The organism is Streptomyces sp. NPDC053432, assembly GCF_055585365.1.
On the sequence record NZ_JBVJKF010000004.1, the window covers coordinates 1 to 18440 of the forward strand.

Below are 18440 nucleotides of genomic sequence, written 5' to 3' on the forward strand. Positions count from 1 at the left end.
AGTGCAGTCGCGAGGGTCTCCAGGTTTGTCGTCACACACGAACCAACGAGACCCTCGCTTCATGCGCGCGAAGACTTCGGACTTACTCGTCTAGGACACGAGGTCGCGGCGGCGCAGGGCGGCGAGGCCGGCGGCGGTCAGCGCGACGGCCAGGGCCGTCAGGGTCAGCAGCGGGGGCCAGGACAGCGACTGGGCGCCCGGGAGTTTCGGCAGGTGGGCGAAAGGCGAGAGGTCCAGGACGGACTGCGGCAGATCCAGCGCGGGACCGATCCAGCCCAGCGCGAGCGCGGTCCCGGCGACCGCCCAGGCGGCGACGGCGTACTGGGGTGCCGCGCCGTGGAGCAGCGCCGCGAGCGCCCCGATCACCCAGACCGCGGGGAGCTGCGCGAGGGTGGCGCCGACCGCCCCGGGCAGGCCCTGCCCGTGCCCGATGCCCAGACCGAGCCCCGCCAGCAGCAGGATCAGCGCCGACCCGCCGAAGGCCACGGCCAGGTGGCCGCCGGCCCAGCGCAGCCGGCCGACCGCGTTCGCCAGCAGCGGTTCGGCGCGCTGCGCCGACTCCTCGCCGCTCAGACGCAGCACCGAGGAGACGATGTACAGGGCGCCGACCAGCCCGAACATGCCGGCCATCGTGGCGAGGAAGGCGTCGGTGAGCCCGCTCTGCCCGCCCATCCGCTCGATGATCTCCCGGGTCTTCTCGTTGCCGCCGACCAGGTCGGCCGCGCCGTCCGCCATCCCGCCGAAGACGACCCCGGCGACGAGGAAGGCCGCGCTCCAGCCGATGACGCTGCCACGCTGGAGCCGCCACGCCAGCGCGCCCGCCGTGCCCAGCCGTCCCTCGGCCGGTCCGGGCCGCGCCGCGAGGAAGCCCATGCCCAGGTCCCGCCGGCCCGTCAGGACGTAGGCCGCGCCCGCCTGCGCCACGGCGGCGCCGGCGAGCAGCGCGAGCACCCACCAGCGGGTCGGGGCGAAGGCCCGTACGTTCTCCACCCAGCCGAGCGGTGAGAGCCAGGTCAGCGGCGAGGTCCCGCCGGCCGTACCCGCGTCGCCCGCCGCCTTCAGCACGAACGCGGCGCCCAGCACGGCGGCCGCGAGCCCCTTCGCCGCGCGGGCGCTCCCGGTCAGCTGGGCGGCGACGGCCGCCGTGGCCCCGAAGAGCATCCCGGCGCCGGCGAGGGCCGCCCCGAGGGCGAGGGCACCGCTCACGCCCTGTCCGGCGAGGGCGAGCGTGACGAGCAGGGCCACGCAGGTGTTGGCGACGAGTGCGGCGAGCAGGGCCGCGGTCAGCGGGGCCCGTCGCCCCACCATGGCGGCGGAGAGCAGCTCCTGACGGCCCGTCTCCTCCTCCTCGCGGGTGTGCCGGACGACGATGACCAGGCTCATGGCGGCCGCGAGGACCGCACCGTAGACACCGGCGCGCCAGGCGGTCAGGCCGCCGAGGGAGTCGCTGAAGACGGGCCCGTACAGGGCGCGCATCGAGCTGTTGGCGTTCATCGAGGCGGCGGCCGCGGCACGTTCGGCGGCGGTGGAGTACACGCTGCCCAGCGCTCCGGGCATGCTCGCCACCAGCAGCGTGGTGCCGAGGACCCAGACCGGCATCATCACGCGGTCGCGGCGCAGGGCGAGCCCCAGCAGGGTTCCGGTGCCCGCCAGCCGGCCGCCCTTCATCGCGCCGCCTCTTCCGTGTAGTGCCGCAGGAAGAGCTCTTCGAGGGTGGGCGGCGTCGAGGTCAGTGACCGGACCCCGGAGGCGGCCAGGGACCGCAGTACGGCGTCCAGCTTGTCGGTGTCGGCCTGGAGGCGGACCTTCAGCCCGCGCACCTCGACGTCGTGGACGCCCGGCAGGTGCGCGAGGCCGTTCGGCGGGCCGGCGAGTTCGGCACTGATCGACGTACGGGTGAGGTGGCGCATGTCGGCGAGGCTGCCGGTCTCCACCGTGCGGCCCCTGCGGATGATGCTGACCCGGTCGCACAGCGCCTCCACCTCGCTGAGCAGGTGCGAGCTGAGCAGGATCGTGCGCCCGGCGGCGCGCGCCTCGGCGACGCAGCCCTGGAAGACCTCCTCCATGAGCGGGTCGAGGCCGGAGGTGGGCTCGTCGAGGATGAGCAGTTCGGCGTCGGAGGAGAAGGCGGCGACGAGGGCGACCTTCTGCCGGTTGCCCTTGGAGTAGGTGCGCCCCTTCTTCGTGGGGTCGAGCTCGAACCGCTCGGTGAGCTCCGTGCGGCGTGCCCGGTCGAGGCCGCCGCGGAGGCGTCCGTAGAGGTCGATGACCTCGCCGCCGGAGAGGTTGCGCCACAGGGTGACGTCCCCGGGGACGTAGGCGACGCGGCGGTGCAGGGCGACGGCGTCCGCCCAGGGGTCACCGCCGAGGAGTTCGGCGGTGCCGGAATCGGCGCGCAGCAGGCCCAGCAGGACCCGGATGGTGGTGGACTTGCCGGCACCGTTGGGGCCGAGGAAGCCGTGGACCTCGCCGGTGGTGACCGAGAGGTCGAGTCCGTCCAGTGCGTGGGTGCGGCCGAACGCTTTGCGGAGTCCGGCGACCCTGATGGCCTTCGTCATGCTTCCGAACGTACGCTACTTTCACAAAATTGTGAATCTAAGGAATCGTATAAAGTTTGGAGGGTGGCGGAAGAGATGGCGGTACCGGCGGCACGGGACGAGGAAGCGGTCACCCGCTTCGTGGAGCGGTTCGCCGCGCAGCTGACCGACGCGGGCATGCAGCGGATGGCCGCGCGCGTCTTCGCGCAGCTGCTGGCGAGCGACGGCGGCGCGATGACCTCGGCCGAGCTGGGCGAGGCGCTGCGGATCAGCCCGGCGGCGGTGTCGGGGGCCGTCTCCTACCTGACCCAGGTCAACATGGTCAGCCGCGAGCGCGAGCCGGGCTCCCGCCGGGACCGGTACGTGCTGCACGACGAGCTCTGGTACGAGACCTTCACCCGGCGCGACCAGGTCCTGACCCTGTGGGAGAAGACCCTGCGCGAGGGCGCGGCGAGCCTGGGCCCCGAATCCCCGGCGGGGGCGCGGGTGGCGGAGACGGCAGAGTTCTTCGAGTTCATGCAGAGGGAACTGCTCGGCCTGATGGACCGCTGGCGCACCCACCGCGCCACCCTGCACCCGAACCCCTGACCCCGGGACCCCGAACCCCGGGCCGGGTACCCCGAACCCCGGACCACGGGCCCGGGACCCCGCGCCCCGGACCACGGACGACGGGCTCCGGCCCTGGCCCGGCCCCCAACCCCGGGCCCCGGCCACCACGCGGCTGCCTCACCGCTGGCGCGGCACCGTCAGTCGCCACGCGCCCGGCCGCAGCGTCCACGTACGGCGCCTGACCGGGCCGGTGACCGCCTGGTCCGCGCGGTAGCGGAAGTCCGGCCCCGACACCGTCACCGACCGCACCCGGGCCACCCGCGGCCCGCCCGTCCCGCCCGCGCCGGAGCCCGGGCCGGCCCGGACCACCACCTCCGCCAGGCCCTCCCGGGCCGCCACCGACACGTCGAGCACCGGCTCGTCCAGGTCCGCCAGCAGCACCCCGTCCGCCTCCACCCGCAGCCCCCCGCCCGAGGGCGGCCGCACCAGGGTGCGTACGAGCGAGCGGTACGCGTTCCACACCGACGGGGCCGCCGGGCGCGCCCCCGACCGCTCGGGCGAGGCGATCCGCAGGTCGCCCAGGACCACCCCGTCGCTGTCGTCGACCAGCAGGTCGCAGACCCGGACCACACCGTCCAGGACCGCCCGCGCCGCGGAAACGGCCGAAAGCGGCACCCCGAGCGATCCCGCCAGCACCAGGGACCCCACGGCCCCCACGGGGATCAGCGAAACCGCCCCGCCCGACAACGCCCGCTCCCGGTGCAACAGCCCCACGGCCCGCACGAGAGCCTGGTCGTCGCCCACGATCACCAGCCGCCTTTGACCCCGGCGGGCAAGAGCCCGCGCAAACTCCTCCCGGGAGTCGGGGAGGCAGATCTTCGCCGCCGCGCCCGCTGACAACACATCTTTCGCGATCCGCACGGACTCGCCGTCAAGACGGCGGGCGACCGGGTCGACGAGCACGAGCAGGCCGCCGACCGGCGCGCCCGCGTGGCTCATGGTGGGCTCTGGAGCCGACACCTCGGTCCTTCCTCGGGTAGCATCTTTGTGCAAGAGGCCCTTGCGCTATTGCGCCAGGGCCTTCGTCTATTCCGGGGTACCGGTCCGACGGCTCAGCCTGCGGTGTACATCGTCGTACGCCCCCTGACCTTGGACATGCCCCATCCGGAAGAGGTGTACGCCTGTGCCCGCTCTTGTGCTGCTCGGAGCTCAGTGGGGTGACGAGGGCAAGGGAAAGGCCACCGACCTGCTCGGTGGATCCGTTGACTATGTAGTGCGCTACCAGGGCGGCAACAACGCCGGCCACACGGTCGTCGTCGGCGACCAGAAGTACGCGCTGCACCTTCTCCCTTCCGGCATCCTCTCCCCCGGATGCACCCCGGTCATCGGTAACGGCGTCGTCGTCGACCCGGCCGTCCTGCTCTCCGAGCTGCGCGGCCTGAACGACCGCGGCATCGACACCTCCAAGCTGCTCATCAGCGGCAACGCGCACCTGATCACGCCGTACAACGTCACCCTCGACAAGGTCGGCGAGCGCTTCCTCGGCAAGCGCAAGATCGGCACCACCGGCCGCGGCATCGGCCCGACGTACGCGGACAAGATCAACCGCATCGGCATCCGCGTCCAGGACCTCTACGACGAGTCGATCCTCACGCAGAAGGTCGAAGCGGCGCTGGAGGGCAAGAACCAGCTCCTCGCGAAGCTGTACAACCGCCGCGCCATCGAGTCCGCCGCGATCGTCGAGGAGATGCTCCAGTACGCGGAGCAGATCAAGCCGTACGTCGCAGACACCACCCTGATCCTCAACAACGCGCTGGACGAGGACAAGGTCGTGCTCTTCGAGGGCGGCCAGGGCACGCTGCTCGACGTCGACCACGGCACGTACCCCTTCGTCACCTCCTCGAACCCGACCGCGGGCGGCGCCTGCACCGGTACCGGTGTCGGCCCGACGAAGATCAGCCGCGTCATCGGCATCCTGAAGGCCTACACGACCCGCGTCGGCGCCGGCCCGTTCCCGACCGAGCTGTTCGACCAGGACGGCGAGGACCTGCGCCGCATCGGCGGCGAGCGCGGCGTGACCACCGGCCGCGACCGCCGCTGCGGCTGGTTCGACGCCCCGATCGCGCGCTACGCGACCCGCGTCAACGGCCTGACGGACTTCTTCCTCACCAAGCTGGACGTCCTGACCGGCTGGGAGGAGATCCCGGTCTGCGTCGCGTACGAGATCGACGGCAAGCGCGTCGAGGAGCTCCCGTACTCGCAGACGGACTTCCACCACGCGAAGCCGATCTACGAGAACCTCCCCGGCTGGTCCGAGGACATCACCAAGGCCAAGACGTTCTCCGACCTGCCGAAGAACGCGCAGGCGTACGTGAAGGCCCTGGAGGAGATGTCCGGCGCCCCGATCTCCGCGATCGGCGTCGGCCCGGGCCGCACCGAGACGATCGAGATCAACTCGTTCCTCTAGGCGACGACGTCACCACCCCGGCGGGGGCGGGCCGCGCACACCGCGCGCCCGCCCCCGCCGGCGTGTTCGCGGGTTCCCAGGTCAGGGCGATCACCCGAGGACCGCGGGGAAGCCGACCGAAGATCACCGGAAATCTTCTGCCGGATCCCTGTCACACTCCCGCGGTCCGAGGGGTCAGTGCTGCGTGGACGCCAGAGCGGCGGCCAGGAGGAGAGCAGCAGCCATGACGAAGACCCACATCTCGCGGATGCCGAACCCCGGCGCATTCGTCCCCGAGCTCGCCGACATCAGCGCGGCCCTCTTCCGGGCCACGGGCAACCGCTCCGTGCCGCGCACCACGATGAGCCTCGTCCACCTGCGCGCCGGGCAGATCGTCGGCAACACCTACCTGACCGTCCTGAACACCGCCTTCCTGCGCAAGGCCGGCGAGTCCGAGGAGCGCATCACCGCCGTCTCCTCCTGGCAGGACGCCCCGTACTTCGACGACGCCGAGCGGGCCGCGCTCGCCCTGGTCGAGGCCACCCTCCAGCCCGCCCCTCACGGCAGGGAGCGGGTCACGGACGAGCTGTACGCGGAGGTGGCCCAGCACTACGACGAGAAGGCGCTGGCCACCCTCACCATCGCGATCGGTCAGATCAACTTCTTCATAGCCCTCGCGGTCATCGGCAAGCCGCAGCCGGTCACCTCGCTGGCCGACGAGCAGTGGGACTGAGCCCGGGGCCGCTCAGGGAGCCGCCCGGGACGCCGCCCGGGACGCCGCAGGGGCGGCACGCGTGTGCGTGCCGCCCCTGCGGGTTCTGAAGGGTGTGCCCGGAGCCCGGAGCCCGGAGCCGTCCGGTGTTACTTCGTGTCGTAGAAGCCGAAGACGTCGACGATGAGGTCCGTCTTGTCCCAGCCCTGGTTCCAGAAGTCGATGATGCCGTGGTCACCGGTGCTCGCCTGGACCAGGTTCGGGACGGTGGCGCCCTTCGTCCAGTTCAGGTTCGAGGAGTTCGGCGGGACCGGCTTCGTCCACGTGCCGTTGTTGTAGTCGTCGACCGAGTTCGTGTCCGGGGAGACCGTGAGGTAGCCGTTCCCGTTGGTGTTGGTCACCGTGGTGTTCAGCACGAAGCCCGAGATGTTCGGGGCGTCGTCGGACATCACCGTCGGGATCCAGTCGCGGCCCGCCAGCGCACCGGAGAACGGGGTGCCCGGCTCACGGGTGTCGAACAGGCGCTGCGGGTCGAGCGGCATGAACGCGCCGGTGCTGTCCGGGCTGTAGTAACCGACGACGTCGACGACGACGTCGGTGGGGGCCCAGGCGCCGTTGAAGACGCTGATCTTGCCGTCGGCGGAGACGGGCACGATCACCGAGTTGGCGATCGTCTGGCCGGCGGTGAAGTTCAGGTTGGACGAGACCGGGACCGACCCGCCGCCCGGGTAGACGGAGAGGTGACCGGACTGCTTGGGGTCGGTAACCGTCACGTTCAGCGCCACCGCCTTGATGCCCTGGGGCACCGTCTTCAGGCCGCTGATCTGGGTGGTGAAGGACCCGCGTCCGGCGAGCTGGCCCTTGGCCGTGCCGAGGCCCTCACGGGTGTCGACGAAGCGGGCCGGCGTCATCGGCGTGTAGCCGCTGGACGCGGACCTGGTGAAGTAGCCGGTGACGTCGGCGATCAGGTCGACCGACTCCCAGCCGCCGTTGAACAGGTCGACGTAGCCGTTCTTGCCGACCGGCACGATCACCAGGTTCGGGACGGACTGACCGGCGGCGAAGTTGACGTTCGACGAGGTGGGCTGCTTGCCGCCCTCGGGGAAGGCCGTGATGAAGCCGCCGCCGAGCGTGTTGGTGACGGTGACGTTCAGGGCGACCGCGGTGACCCCGGCCGGGATGTCCCCGTTGCCGGCGATCTTCACGCGGGTGGTGCCGCGCGCGGCGACCTTGCCCTTCGGGGCGCCGGTGCCGTCGCGGGTGTCCAGGAGACGGGTCGGGGCGTACGGGGTGAAGTCCGAGCCCGCGGTCGCGACCGGCAGCTCGTTGACGACATCGGCCGCGTTGTTGATGTCCGTCAGGGTGATCTTGACGTTGTACTCGCCGAGCTCCGCGTAGACGTGCTCGTTGGCGTGCTGGCCCGCGCCCGGGGCGTCGAAGGTGTCGACCTTGCCGTCGCCCCAGTCGATGGTGACCTTCAGCGGGGTGGTCTCGCTGATGATCTCGGTGCCGAGGCGGATGCCGTGCGCCGAGATGGTCTCCGCGCTGAGGACCGCCGCCAGGTTCGGGTTGGCCACGGTGGCACCCTCGGCCTGCAGGGCGGTCGCACCCTTGGCATCGGCGGTCGGCAGGGCGTGGCGGACCGAGTTCTTGGCCGGGCTGCTGAACTTCTGTACGTTGCTCGACTTCGCGACCTTGGTCAGGTCGACGTCAGGAGCGGATATGCCGCGGCCGTCGTGCTTGACCGGGTCCGCGGCCTGGGCCACGGACGGGATGAGACCAACACCGGCCGCGACGATTGCGGCGGCGGACATTACGAGACGGCGACTACGCACCGGCCCCCCTATGTGGTTCGTTTTTGAACGCGATCAGAGCGTGAGCGTGCTCAGCGTACACAGCCCCGGTGCGGCCGTTGTCATGGGTTTCCCCCCTGACGGAACTGTCCTGGCGGACCCGCCCCTACCACGCCAGCTGCGAGATCTCCTCCGCCACCACCGCGCACGCGTCCGCCGCCGGGTCGATCAGTGGGAAGTGGCCGATCCCGTCCAGGAGGGTCAGCCCCACCATCTCCCCCGCCTTCGCGGCCGCCGCCACGTACGACTCCGCCACCGCGGCCGGGACCACGATGTCCTCCCGCCCCTGCACCACCGCCGTGGCGATGCCCGTCGGCAGCAGCGCCGCCGGGTCCGCGTACGGCAGGCGGGCCGTGAAGTGCGGATCGCCGCCGAGCAGCTGGGCCGAGGCCCCGCCGCACACCCCCAGCTCCTCCGCCACGGTGAAGTCCGCGATCGGGGCCAGCGCCACCACGCCGCGCAGTTCCGGCGGGGAGGGCAGCCGCCACGGGGAGCCGGACGGGAGCACGTGCCGGGCGGCGGCCCACAGCGCGAGGTGGCCGCCCGCGGAGTGGCCGGTGACGACCGTCCGGCGGACGTCGGCCTGCGGGAGGGCCGCCGCCGCGAGACCCGGGAGGGCGTCCATCGCGGCGGCCACGTCGTCGAAGGTCTCCGGCCAGCGACCGGCGACCGGCCCCCCGGCGTCCTGGTGCGGCAGGGAACTCCCGCGCCGGTACTCGACATTGGCGACGGCGAAACCCTGCCGGGCCAGGAAGTCCGCGAGCGGGGTGACGTGGTGACGGTCGTACGGAGCCCGCCACGCCCCGCCGTGCAGGAGCACCACCAGCGGGGCCGGGCCCGCTCCCGCACCGCGCGGGACGTAGAAGTCCACGACCTGGTCCGGGTGTTCCCCGTACGCGGCCGTCGCGTCCGGCGCGACGGCCGGATGGGAGAAGGCCGAGGCGGCCTCGGCGGCGTCCCGTTCCACGGCGGCGGGGTCCGTCATCGGCTCAACCTCTCGGTAACGCGTGGGACAGCGGGGACAGATGTTCCGGTGGTCCGGCAGAGCGGGACCGTATCAGTCTGGAACACGGCGTTCCGTGCAGGGTCCGGAATGCGGAGGGGCGGGCGGAGCCGTAGCCCCGCCCGCCCCGCGCCGTGACGTTTCGCTACCGGGTCACCCGAAAATGTGACCCAGCGTGCGCGCGGCGCGCTCGGCGTCGGCGAAACCGACGTAGAGCGGAGTGAAACCGAAGCGCAGGACGTCGGGGGCCCTGAAGTCGCCGATCACGCCCCGGGAGATGAGCTCGCCCATGACCTCGCGGGCGTTCCCCGTGCGCAGCGACACCTGGCTGCCGCGCTCGGCGTGGTCCGCCGGGGTGACCGGTTCGACCATGCCGCGTGGGACGTACGCCGCCACGCATTCGAGGAAGAAGTCGGTCAGCGCGAGGGACTTGGCCCGTACGGCCTCCACCGAGACCCCGTCCCAGGCGTCGAGAGCCGACTCCAGGGCCAGCATCGACAGGATGTCCGGGGTGCCGACGCGGCCGCGGCGGGCGCCGTCCGCCGGGCGGTAGTCCGGGGTCATCGCGAAGGGGTCCGCGTGGCCGTTCCAGCCGGGCAGCGGGGAGTCGAAGCCGGCCTGGTGGCGGGCGGCGATGTACAGGTACGCGGGCGAGCCGGGGCCGCCGTTGAGGTACTTGTACGTGCAGCCCACGGCCAGGTCGACGGCGTGGGTGTCGAGGCCCACGGGGAGCGCGCCGGCCGAGTGGCACAGGTCCCAGACCGTGATCGCCCCGGCCGCGCGGGCGGCGGCGGTGAGGGCGGGCAGGTCGTGGAGGCGGCCGGAGCGGTAGTCGACGTGGTTCAGGAGGACGACGGCGGTGTCGCCGTCCACCGCCTCCGCCGCCCGGCCCGGTTCCACGGGGACGACGGTGAGGCCGGTCATCCGGGCCGCGGACGCGGCGATGTAGCCGTCCGTGGGGAAGGTGGTGGCGTCCACCAGCAGTTTCGTCCGGCCCGGCAGCGCGAGGCGGGCGGCGCCGACGAGGGCCTTGAACAGGTTCACGCTGGTCGAGTCGCCGACGACGACCTGGCCGGGGGCGGCGCCGATGAGGGGGGCGATCCTGTCGCCGATCCGCTCCGGGGCGGTCCACCACTCGCTCTCGTCCCACGAGCGGATGAGGAGTTCGCCCCACTCGCGGGAGGCGACGTCGGCGAGCCGGCCGGTGACCCCGGCGGGGAGCGCGCCCAGGCTGTTGCCGTCGAGGTAGACGACTCCGTCGGGCAGGACGAAGCGCTCCTTGAGCTTGGCGAGTTCGTCGGCGGCGTCCAGGGCGGCGGCCCGGCCCGACAGGTCGGGGGAGGCGGGGGCGGCGGCTATGAGGGTCTCGTCAGACATGGCTGCGGGCCGTCCAGAGCTCGGGGAAGACGTTCTTCGTCGCGCGCTTCTCCAGCCAGGTGACGCCGGCGGAGCCGCCCGTGCCCGTCTTCGCGCCCATCGCGCGGCGGGTCGCGACCAGGTGGTCGTTGCGCCAGCGCCAGACCAGTTCGGCCACGTCCGTGAGGACCTCGCCGAGGCGGTGCAGGTCCGGGTGCTCCTCCGGGGCGGCGTACAGGCCCGTCCAGACGGCTTCGACCCCGGGCGAGGCCTCGTAGCGCAGGGAGAGGTCGCGGCTCAGGACCTCCGCCGGGACCGGGAGCCCGCGGCGGGCCAGCAGGCGCAGCACCTCGTCGTAGAGGCTGGGCTCGTGCAGGGCCTTCTCCAGCTCCGCGTGGACGCGCGGGGCGCCGCGGTGCGGGACGAGCATGGAGGAGGACTTCTCGCCGAGCAGGAATTCCATGCGCCGGTACATCGCCGACTGGAAACCGGAACCCTCGCCGAGCGCGGCCCGGTAGGCGTTGAACTGGCCCGGGGTGAGCTGGGCGAGCGGACGCCAGGAGTGGTTGAGGGCCTCCAGCTCGCGGAGGGATCGTTTCAGCGCGTCCATCGCGACGGGGATCCGGTCCTCGCCGAGCGCGCGGGCGGCCGTCTCCCATTCGTGGACGATGACCGTGAACCACAGCTCCATGACCTGGGTCGTGACCAGGAAGACCATCTCGCCCGGATCGTCCGACCGGAGGTGCTGGAGGTGGGTGAGGACGTCCGCCTGGACGTAGTCCTCGTACGGGGTCGTGCCGTCGAAGTCGAGGTTCGGGGTGTCCGAACCGGCTCCGGAGGCATCAAGGGTGTTCGACATCGCTGTCTCCTCGACACGTGCTTCCGGGTAGCGGTCCGCTCCTTCCGTGAGGCAAGTGGAGCCCCGGTCCCCTGCCCGCATCGTAAGACACGGCCGGGGCGGGGCTCCAGCGGTGAGTGGCACAGGTCACACCGTCCCGTGCCACGTCACACGTGCGGTCTCAGGCCGTAAGGAGGTCCGCCGCCGTCGGGGAGGAGTCCCGAAGGAAGGTCGAGCAGCGCTCGAACTCCTCCTTCTCGCCGATCGCCTCGGCCGCACGGGACAGCGCGTACAGGGCGCGCAGGAAGCCCCGGTTCGGCTCGTGCTCCCACGGCACCGGGCCGTGGCCCTTCCAGCCGGCCCGGCGCAGGGCGTCCAGGCCGCGGTGGTAGCCCGTACGGGCGTACGCGTACGACTCGACGGTGCGGCCGGCCTCGAAGGCCTCGTCGGCCAGGACCGCCCAGGCGAGGGAGGAGGTGGGGTGTGCGGCGGCCACCTCGACGGCGGGCGTGCCGGCCGCGATGGCCTCCCGGCCCGGCTCGTCGGGGAGGTGGGTGGGGGCGGGGCCCCCGAGCAGGTTCTGGTGAATGGACATGCCCCCAGTCTGCCGGGCCCCCCGCCCCGACGGCATCCGCCCCACCCGGGTGACGGCGCGGACCGCGCACCGGCTACCGCGCGGGATCAGCGCGTGTGCGCGCGCCGCATCCGGCAGGCGGCGAGGCGGATTCCGCCGTGGTCGGGGGCGGCCACGGGCGCCGCCGTACGAACCGACGCGCGGGCCGGGCGCCTCCGGTTCCATCCGAGGTCCCCCGCGACGACCGGCGCGAACTGCCGGGGCTGCGGCCGGAGTCCTGACAGTGGCCCGGGCCGGCCCTCGCGCGGTTCGCCGAACGCCGGGGCCGGTTCCTCCGCCCCGCCGGAGGAACCGCGCAGCCTGCCGAGCGCCAACTGCGCCTCCACCCAGCCCTCCGCAGCGGTCTTCCGGGTCAACTCCAGCTCCCGTATGCGCTCGGTGAGGCGGGGTCCGGGGGTCACCCCGTCGAAGGCGGGGCCCTTCCAGAGGCGCAGCGCGCCCCGCAGCCTGGCGGCCGCCGCCGTGTACTCCCCGCGGGCCAGCGCGAGATGCCCCGCATCCACCTCGCGGGCGAACTCCCGTACGTCGAGGCGGCCGCCGCCGGTGTCGAGGCGGTAGCCGCCGGCCGTCCGTACGAGCACGGTGCCCGCCGTACGGTCGCCGCACGGGGCGAGGGCCGCGGCCAGCCGCTCCCGCAGCCGGTGCACGGCGTCCCGCAGCTCCGGACGGGTCCGCTCCCGTGGCACTAACGCCCGGAGCTCCTCGGCGAGTACGGCGGCCGGCACGACCTGGTCGGCGTACGCGGCCAGAACGGCGAGGACCTGCCGCTCGGACGGTGTGGCAGGGGTGACGGGCACCCCGTCCTCGAGAACGTCCAGCCCTCCGAGCACGTCAATGTCCACATTCTTCTCCCAGGCAGGCGGAGTCCGCGTCGGCACGGACTCGACTCAACTCGAAAAAAGAATATCGAGGTTTTTGTTTCCGGCCATCACCGGCCCCCGACAAGGGAGTTCCCGCCAAAAACCGGCGGGCCCGGCCGCCGTCGTGGGACGGGGCCGGGCCCTTCGGAGTGCTGGTGCCCGAGGAGTACTACTTCAGGCGGGTACCGGTGGAGCGCAGGTTCGCGCAGGCCTCGGCGACGCGCGCGGCCATGCCCGCCTCGGCGGCCTTGCCCCAGGTGCGCGGGTCGTACTTGGACTTGGTGCCGACCTCGCCGTCGACCTTCAGGACGCCGGCGTAGTTGGTGAACATGTGGTCCACGACCGGGCGGGTGAAGGCGTACTGGGTGTCGGTGTCCAGGTTCATCTTCACGACGCCGTTCTCCAGCGCGGTGGCGATCTCCTCGGCCGTGGAGCCCGAACCGCCGTGGAAGACGAAGTCGAACGGCGAGGCCTTGCCGAACTTCTCCGCGACACCGGCCTGGAGGTCCTTCAGGAGCTCGGGGCGCAGGACGACGTTGCCCGGCTTGTAGACGCCGTGCACGTTGCCGAAGGAGGCGGCCAGCAGGTAGCGGCCCTTCTCACCCAGGCCGAGCGCCTCGGCGGTGCGGATCGCGTCCTCGACGGTGGTGTACAGCTCGTCGTTGATCTCGTGGCTGACGCCGTCCTCCTCGCCACCGGTCGGGGTGATCTCGACCTCAAGGATGATCTTCGCGGCGGCGGCCTTGGCGAGCAGCTCCTGGCCGATGGCCAGGTTGTCGGCCAGGGTCTCGGCGGAGCCGTCCCACATGTGCGACTGGAAGAGCGGGTCCCGGCCCTGGGCGACGCGCTCGGCGGAGATGTCGAGCAGCGGGCGGACGTAGCCGTCCAGCTTGTCCTTGGGGCAGTGGTCCGTGTGCAGCGCGACCGTGATGTCGTACTTGGCGGCCACGATGTGGGCGAACTCGGCCAGGGCCACGGCGCCGGTGACCATGTCCTTGTTGTGCTGGCCACCCAGGAACTCGGCACCACCGGTGGAGATCTGGATGATGCCGTCGCTCTCGGCCTCCGCGAAGCCGCGCAGGGCAGCGTGCAGGGTCTGGGAGGAGGTCACGTTGATGGCCGGGTAGGCGAACTTGCCTGCCTTCGCCCGGTCGAGCATCTCGTTGTAGACCTCGGGGGTTGCGATGGGCATCTGTCCGCTCCTTGGGATGTGCGGGGAGTGTGCTTATTACGGCCCTGACCTGGGGGCGACGTCATCGTCGCGCCTATCTTTCCAGACTCGGCGCGGCCGTCCAGCCCACCTGCGTCCCGGTACGGACACGGCCGGCCGGGACGTTTCACGTGAAACATCCCGGCCTCCGGGGAAAGAGCAGGTCAAGGCCATGATCAGGACATCTCGGGACCTTGGTCACGAGTCGCCCCGGAGCACCGGACGCCCGGTACCGGCACGCTGACGATCATCGCGTCAGGAGAGGCCGAGGTCCCCGAGGCGGTAGCCGGTGAGGTACTGCAGGCCCGCTTCGGCGATGGCGTCGGCCGCACCCCGGTCGACGATCGTGGCGACGGCCACGACCTCGCCGCCGGCCTCGCGGACGGCCTCGACGGCGGTCAGCGGGGAGCCGCCGGTGGTCGAGGTGTCCTCGACCACCAGGCAGCGCTTGCCCTTGACGTCGGTGCCCTCGATGCGGCGCTGCATGCCGTGGGCCTTCTGCGCCTTGCGGACGACGAAGGCGTCCAGGCGCTGACCGCGCGCGGCGGAGGCGTGCAGCATCGAGGTCGCGACCGGGTCGGCGCCCAGGGTCAGACCGCCGACGCAGTCGAAGTCGAGATCGGCGGTCAGGTCGAGCATGACCTGACCGACCATGGGGGCCGCCTCGCCGTCGAGGGTGACCCGGCGGAGGTCGATGTAGTAGTCGGCCTCACGGCCGGAGGAGAGGATCACCTTGCCGTGCACGACGGCCTTGTCCTTGATCTGCTGCAGAAGCGCATCGCGTACGTCAGTCATGGTCCCGAGCTTAATTGCGCGCTAGGAGAGCCGCCGCCAGGTCCACGTCGTGGAGATCTCCAGCGGATCCACCGGGGTGACCAGGCGCGGCAGCGTGTTCAGACCGTTCGGCGGGCCGGACTGCGGCTCCACGCAGACGGCCTCGGGCTGCTCGTCGTAGACGACCACCCATTCGGCCCGGCTCGTGACCCGCAGTTCCAGCTCCCCGGGCCAGGTGAGGGTGACGTCGACCCCGTCCGGCATGCCGAAGCAGTCGTCCCAGGGGCCCGGCTGGGGCTCGATGCGGTGGCCGTTGGGGAGGTGGTCGGCGCCGCGCTCCTCCTGCCAGGCGGCCTCGAACCAGACCTGTGCGTCCCCGCCGCCGGGCGTGAGGCGGCGCAGGAACCAGGGGTGCCAGCCGGCCTGGGCCGGAAAGGAGTCCTCGTACGTCTCGACGCCCATGGTGAGGGTCAGCGAGTCCTCGGAGAGCTCGACGATCTGGGTGACCCTGCCCGGGTAGGGCCACGGGTCGGTGAGGTCGTACGTGAACGCCGCCTCGGTCGCGGTGGCACGGGCCCGGCGCCAGGGCGCGTCACGGGCGAAGCCGTGGAGGGCGTGCGGGGGGTGGTTGACCGGCATCTGGTGGAGGGTGGCGCCGTCGCGGAACTGACCGTTCTCGATCCGGCCGCACCACGGGACCATGGGGAAGGCCCCGTAGTGCGGACCCTGGCGCAGCAGCTCGGTCCCGTCGATGCGCAGACTGCTGATCCGGCAGCCGTTCTCCTGGTCGACGGTCAGTTCGGCGCCGCCGGCCTTCAGTTGCGTAGTCATGCGACCGAGATTAGGGGGTGTCCGGGGCCGGCCCCCCTCAGCGGCGGCGGCGCAGCGCCCGCCCGAGGACCACGGCCGAAGCCAGGGCGAGGGCGGCGGCCGGCGCGATCCAGCGCAGGCCCGCCCCGGCGGTGGTGGCGGCCGGCGCGGGCACCGGGGCGTACCGGCCGCGAGGCGGCGCGTGGTCGACCTCCTCGGCGCTCCGTCCGATCATCGTCCGCCGCGCGTGCGCGGCCTCGGCCGGGGGCCGGGGGCCGCCGTCGAGTCCGTCGAGCCCGTCGAACTCCCCGGCGAGGAAGGGGTCGATCGAGGACGGCGGCAGCTCGGCCGGTTCGGCGGCCGGGTCGGCTGCGCCGAGCCCGGTCCAGTCGGCCGCGTCGGGCTCGGCGGAGTGAGCCGCGCCCGGCAGGTCCTCCCCGGCCGGGCCGGGCTCGGCTTCGCCGGAAGGGGCCGGGTCGGCGGTACCGGGCAGGGCGTCCCCGGCCGCGCCCGGCGCTGGCCGGTCGGCGGCGGGGGCCGCGGAGTCCGCTTCGGCTGCCTCGGCTTCGGCCACGGGGTCCGAGACCCCGGCGTCGTCCAGGTCAGCGGTGACGCTGCCGGGCGGCAGCCCGGTCACGGACTCGGGCGGCAGCCCGGTCACGGACTCGGGCGGCAGCTCGCTCACCGACTCGGGCGCGGCCTCGAAGGCGGCGAGGCCGGCGGCGGTCCGGTCCAGGAGGCGGCGTACGGCCGCGGTCGCGGACTCCGGGGTGAAGGAGGCCGCGCGGCCGTCGGCGGTGGCCTCGGCGGTGAAGCCCAGCCGGGTCCCCTCGCCCTCCGGGGTCAGCGTCATTCCCAGGGTGAGCTTGACCGTGCCGCTGCCCCGCACCTCGGCGCCCTCGCCTTCGAGGACGAAGTGGTCCGGGTCCCGCTCGGCCAGGGACAGCGCACCGCGGTACGTCACGGTGTGCCCGTCGACCCGGATCCTGAGGCGGCCCGCGAGCGGCCCGGCCGCGGTGTCGGCGTCCTGCTGGAGCCCCGGAACGCACCGGGCCACCCGGGCCGGGTCGCGCAGCACGGCGCGGAGATCATCTGCGGGTACCGGAACGAACACCTGATGCTCCATGCGGTCGAGCCTACCGACGAGACCCGCTCACGGTCACGAATAGCGCGGATGCGGAAGGGTCGACGGCGGCAGTCCCGGCACCCTGGTCCGCTCCGCGTCGCGCGCGGAGTCCTGCAGGGAGAGCGTCGACAGCGACCGCAGCCCCGGCGTGTCGCGGTCCACGCGCAGGGCCGGCGCAGCGTCGCGGGCGGCGAGTACGAAGCCCCAGTCCTGCGGCGGTGTCCCGATCACGCCGAGCGGGGTGCGGTCGGGCCCGGCGGCGAAGCCCGAGAGACGGCCCCCGGCGCTGTACGGCGCGGTGCGCAGTCCCGCCGCGCGCAGCGTCGACTCGACGGTCCAGTACGCCTGCGGCCGGGTGACCATCGGTCCGGCGTGCACGGCGATCCGGCCGCCGGGGCGCAGGGCCCGCGCGGCCAGCCCGTAGAACTCCTGCGAGTAGAGCTTCGTACTGGGCGTGATGCCCGGGTCGGGGAGGTCGGAGACGATGACGTCGAAGCGGTCCTCGGCGGCCGGTCCCCGCAGCCAGCGGAAGGCGTCCTGGGTGACGACGCCCAGGCGCGGGTCCTCGTAGACCCCCGCGTTGAGCGCGGAGAGCATGGGGTCGGTGCGGGCGAGGCGGACCACGCCCGCGTCGAGCTCGACGACGGTGACGGAGTCGACGTCCCGGTAGCGCAGCACCTCGCGCGCGGCGAGCCCGTCGCCGCCGCCCAGGACCAGGACGCGGCGGTGCGGGCCGGTCATCGCGGGGTGCACCAGGGCCTCGTGGTAGCGGTACTCGTCGTAGCCGCTGACCCGCAGCCGCCCGTCGAGGTAGAGGTCGAGGGAGCGCGGTGAGCCGGTCGCGGGGCCGGTGAGGACCAGTTCCTGCACCCCGGTCTGGACGGCGACCCGGACCTCCGCGCCGTAGACGGCGCGCCGCGCGATCCGCTCGAAGTCCCCGGCGAGGACGGTCGCGGAGGCGAGCACGGCGAGGACGGTCACGTTCACGGCGATCAGCAGCCAGCGGGAGCGCCGGCTCAGGTCCTGGCGGAACAGCCACAGCACCAGGACACCGCCGACCACCGCGTTGACGGTCCCGGTGAGCATGGCGCCGGTGAGCTGCCCGAGCAGCGGCAGCAGCAGGAAGGGGAACGCCAGCCCGCCGACGAGGGCGCCCACGTAGTCGGCGGCGAACAGGTCGGCGACGGCCCCGCCCGCGTCCTGTCTGCGGATGCGCTGGATGAGGACCATCAGCAGCGGGATCTCCGCGCCGATGAGCACCCCGATGGCGAAGGAGAAGGCGACGAGCGCCGGCCTGGACTCCCCCAGCCAGGCGAAACACGCGTACAGAGCCATGGCCGAGAGCCCGCCGAGCAGCGCGAGCGCGGCCTCGATGGCGCCGAAGCCGAGGGCCGGGCGGTGGCGGAGCCGTTTGGCGAGCAGCGAGCCGACGCCCATGGCGAAGACCATGACGGACAGCACGACCGACGCCTGCGTGACGGAGTCGCCGATGAGGTAGGAGCCGAGGGCGAGCAGCTCCAGTTCGTACACGAGCCCGCAGGCGGCGCACACGAACACGGTGGCCAGGACGAGGAGTCGGCCGGTCCGGGGCCGCACGGGCAGGGCGGACGGGACGGCCGACGCGCCCCTCGGCTCGGGCGCCGGGAGCACCCGGCGCGGGACGGAACGGTCGATCATGAAGCGAACCGTACGTCACCACCCACCCACACCCGGTCACCCACATGGGTGCAAC

General features: G+C 72.8%; 17 protein-coding genes. 3 read left to right on the plus strand and 14 right to left on the minus strand.

Translation table 11 applies throughout. The features are described from left to right. Positions 1 to 90: 90 nt before the first annotated feature. Together ACZ6Y1_RS08290 and ACZ6Y1_RS08295 are read right to left on the minus strand one after the other, a co-directional pair. The gene (locus tag ACZ6Y1_RS08290) at positions 91 to 1668 is read right to left on the minus strand and encodes an ABC transporter permease (RefSeq protein ID WP_469624909.1); all 1578 of its coding nucleotides are present in this window, start codon (positions 1666 to 1668) and stop codon (positions 91 to 93) included. Further along, positions 1665 to 2558, minus strand: a complete 894-nt coding sequence (locus ACZ6Y1_RS08295) for an ABC transporter ATP-binding protein (protein ID WP_469624911.1) — start codon at positions 2556 to 2558, stop codon at positions 1665 to 1667. Before ACZ6Y1_RS08295 ends, ACZ6Y1_RS08290 begins: the two co-directional genes overlap by 4 nt. A gap of 75 nt (positions 2559 to 2633) precedes the next feature. Here ACZ6Y1_RS08295 and ACZ6Y1_RS08300 point away from each other — a divergent pair, with 75 nt between their 5' ends. Further along, positions 2634 to 3125 (plus strand): GbsR/MarR family transcriptional regulator, encoded by a 492-nt coding sequence (locus tag ACZ6Y1_RS08300; RefSeq protein WP_469625710.1) that lies wholly within the window; start codon positions 2634 to 2636, stop codon positions 3123 to 3125. A 138-nt stretch (positions 3126 to 3263) separates the two neighbouring features. Here ACZ6Y1_RS08300 and ACZ6Y1_RS08305 read toward each other — a convergent pair whose 3' ends face one another. After that, positions 3264 to 4085, minus strand: a complete 822-nt coding sequence (locus ACZ6Y1_RS08305; protein WP_469625712.1) for a diacylglycerol kinase family protein — start codon at positions 4083 to 4085, stop codon at positions 3264 to 3266. Between the two features lie 184 nt (positions 4086 to 4269). Between ACZ6Y1_RS08305 and ACZ6Y1_RS08310 the strand changes: the two genes are divergently transcribed. Then, positions 4270 to 5553, plus strand: a complete 1284-nt coding sequence (locus ACZ6Y1_RS08310) for an adenylosuccinate synthase (protein ID WP_469624914.1) — start codon at positions 4270 to 4272, stop codon at positions 5551 to 5553. A 223-nt stretch (positions 5554 to 5776) separates the two neighbouring features. Then, positions 5777 to 6265: a carboxymuconolactone decarboxylase family protein gene (locus ACZ6Y1_RS08315; RefSeq protein WP_469624916.1), complete on the plus strand. Its 489-nt coding sequence runs from the start codon at positions 5777 to 5779 to the stop codon at positions 6263 to 6265. A gap of 128 nt (positions 6266 to 6393) precedes the next feature. On the opposite strand, the gene ACZ6Y1_RS08320 is transcribed toward ACZ6Y1_RS08315, so the two are convergent. The 11 genes from ACZ6Y1_RS08320 to ACZ6Y1_RS08370 all read right to left on the minus strand — a co-directional run bounded on the left by ACZ6Y1_RS08320 (position 6394) and on the right by ACZ6Y1_RS08370 (position 18385). After that, on the minus strand, positions 6394 to 8010 hold the full coding sequence (locus ACZ6Y1_RS08320) for a hypothetical protein (RefSeq protein WP_469624918.1): 1617 nt from the start codon (positions 8008 to 8010) through the stop codon (positions 6394 to 6396). A gap of 193 nt (positions 8011 to 8203) precedes the next feature. Then, the gene (locus tag ACZ6Y1_RS08325; RefSeq protein ID WP_469624920.1) at positions 8204 to 9082 is read right to left on the minus strand and encodes an alpha/beta hydrolase family protein; all 879 of its coding nucleotides are present in this window, start codon (positions 9080 to 9082) and stop codon (positions 8204 to 8206) included. Positions 9083 to 9253: 171 nt separating this feature from the next. Further along, positions 9254 to 10477, minus strand: coding sequence for a kynureninase (kynU, locus tag ACZ6Y1_RS08330; protein ID WP_469624922.1), 1224 nt, complete (start codon positions 10475 to 10477; stop codon positions 9254 to 9256). After that, positions 10470 to 11315: a tryptophan 2,3-dioxygenase family protein gene (locus ACZ6Y1_RS08335; protein ID WP_469624925.1), complete on the minus strand. Its 846-nt coding sequence runs from the start codon at positions 11313 to 11315 to the stop codon at positions 10470 to 10472. The genes kynU and ACZ6Y1_RS08335 overlap by 8 nt, the downstream gene beginning before the upstream one ends. A 160-nt stretch (positions 11316 to 11475) precedes the next feature. After that, positions 11476 to 11889, minus strand: a complete 414-nt coding sequence (locus ACZ6Y1_RS08340; RefSeq protein ID WP_469624927.1) for a DUF3151 domain-containing protein — start codon at positions 11887 to 11889, stop codon at positions 11476 to 11478. Between the two features lie 86 nt (positions 11890 to 11975). Further along, positions 11976 to 12770: an AfsR/SARP family transcriptional regulator gene (locus ACZ6Y1_RS08345; RefSeq protein ID WP_469624929.1), complete on the minus strand. Its 795-nt coding sequence runs from the start codon at positions 12768 to 12770 to the stop codon at positions 11976 to 11978. Between the two features lie 187 nt (positions 12771 to 12957). Next, positions 12958 to 13980 carry a class II fructose-bisphosphate aldolase gene (gene fbaA / locus ACZ6Y1_RS08350; RefSeq protein ID WP_469624931.1) on the minus strand — a complete coding sequence of 341 codons (1023 nt, stop codon included), beginning with the start codon at positions 13978 to 13980 and terminating at the stop codon, positions 12958 to 12960. A 273-nt stretch (positions 13981 to 14253) separates the two neighbouring features. Further along, on the minus strand, positions 14254 to 14793 hold the full coding sequence (gene pyrE, locus ACZ6Y1_RS08355) for an orotate phosphoribosyltransferase (protein WP_469624934.1): 540 nt from the start codon (positions 14791 to 14793) through the stop codon (positions 14254 to 14256). A 21-nt stretch (positions 14794 to 14814) separates the two neighbouring features. After that, a complete protein-coding gene (locus ACZ6Y1_RS08360) occupies positions 14815 to 15603 on the minus strand; it encodes an aldose epimerase family protein (protein WP_469624936.1) in 789 nt (262 codons plus the stop codon). Between the two features lie 37 nt (positions 15604 to 15640). Next, positions 15641 to 16708 (minus strand): SRPBCC domain-containing protein, encoded by a 1068-nt coding sequence (locus tag ACZ6Y1_RS08365; RefSeq protein WP_469624938.1) that lies wholly within the window; start codon positions 16706 to 16708, stop codon positions 15641 to 15643. Positions 16709 to 16741: 33 nt separating this feature from the next. Then, positions 16742 to 18385 (minus strand): polyamine aminopropyltransferase, encoded by a 1644-nt coding sequence (locus ACZ6Y1_RS08370; protein ID WP_469624940.1) that lies wholly within the window; start codon positions 18383 to 18385, stop codon positions 16742 to 16744. Between the last annotated feature and the right edge of the window lie 55 nt (positions 18386 to 18440).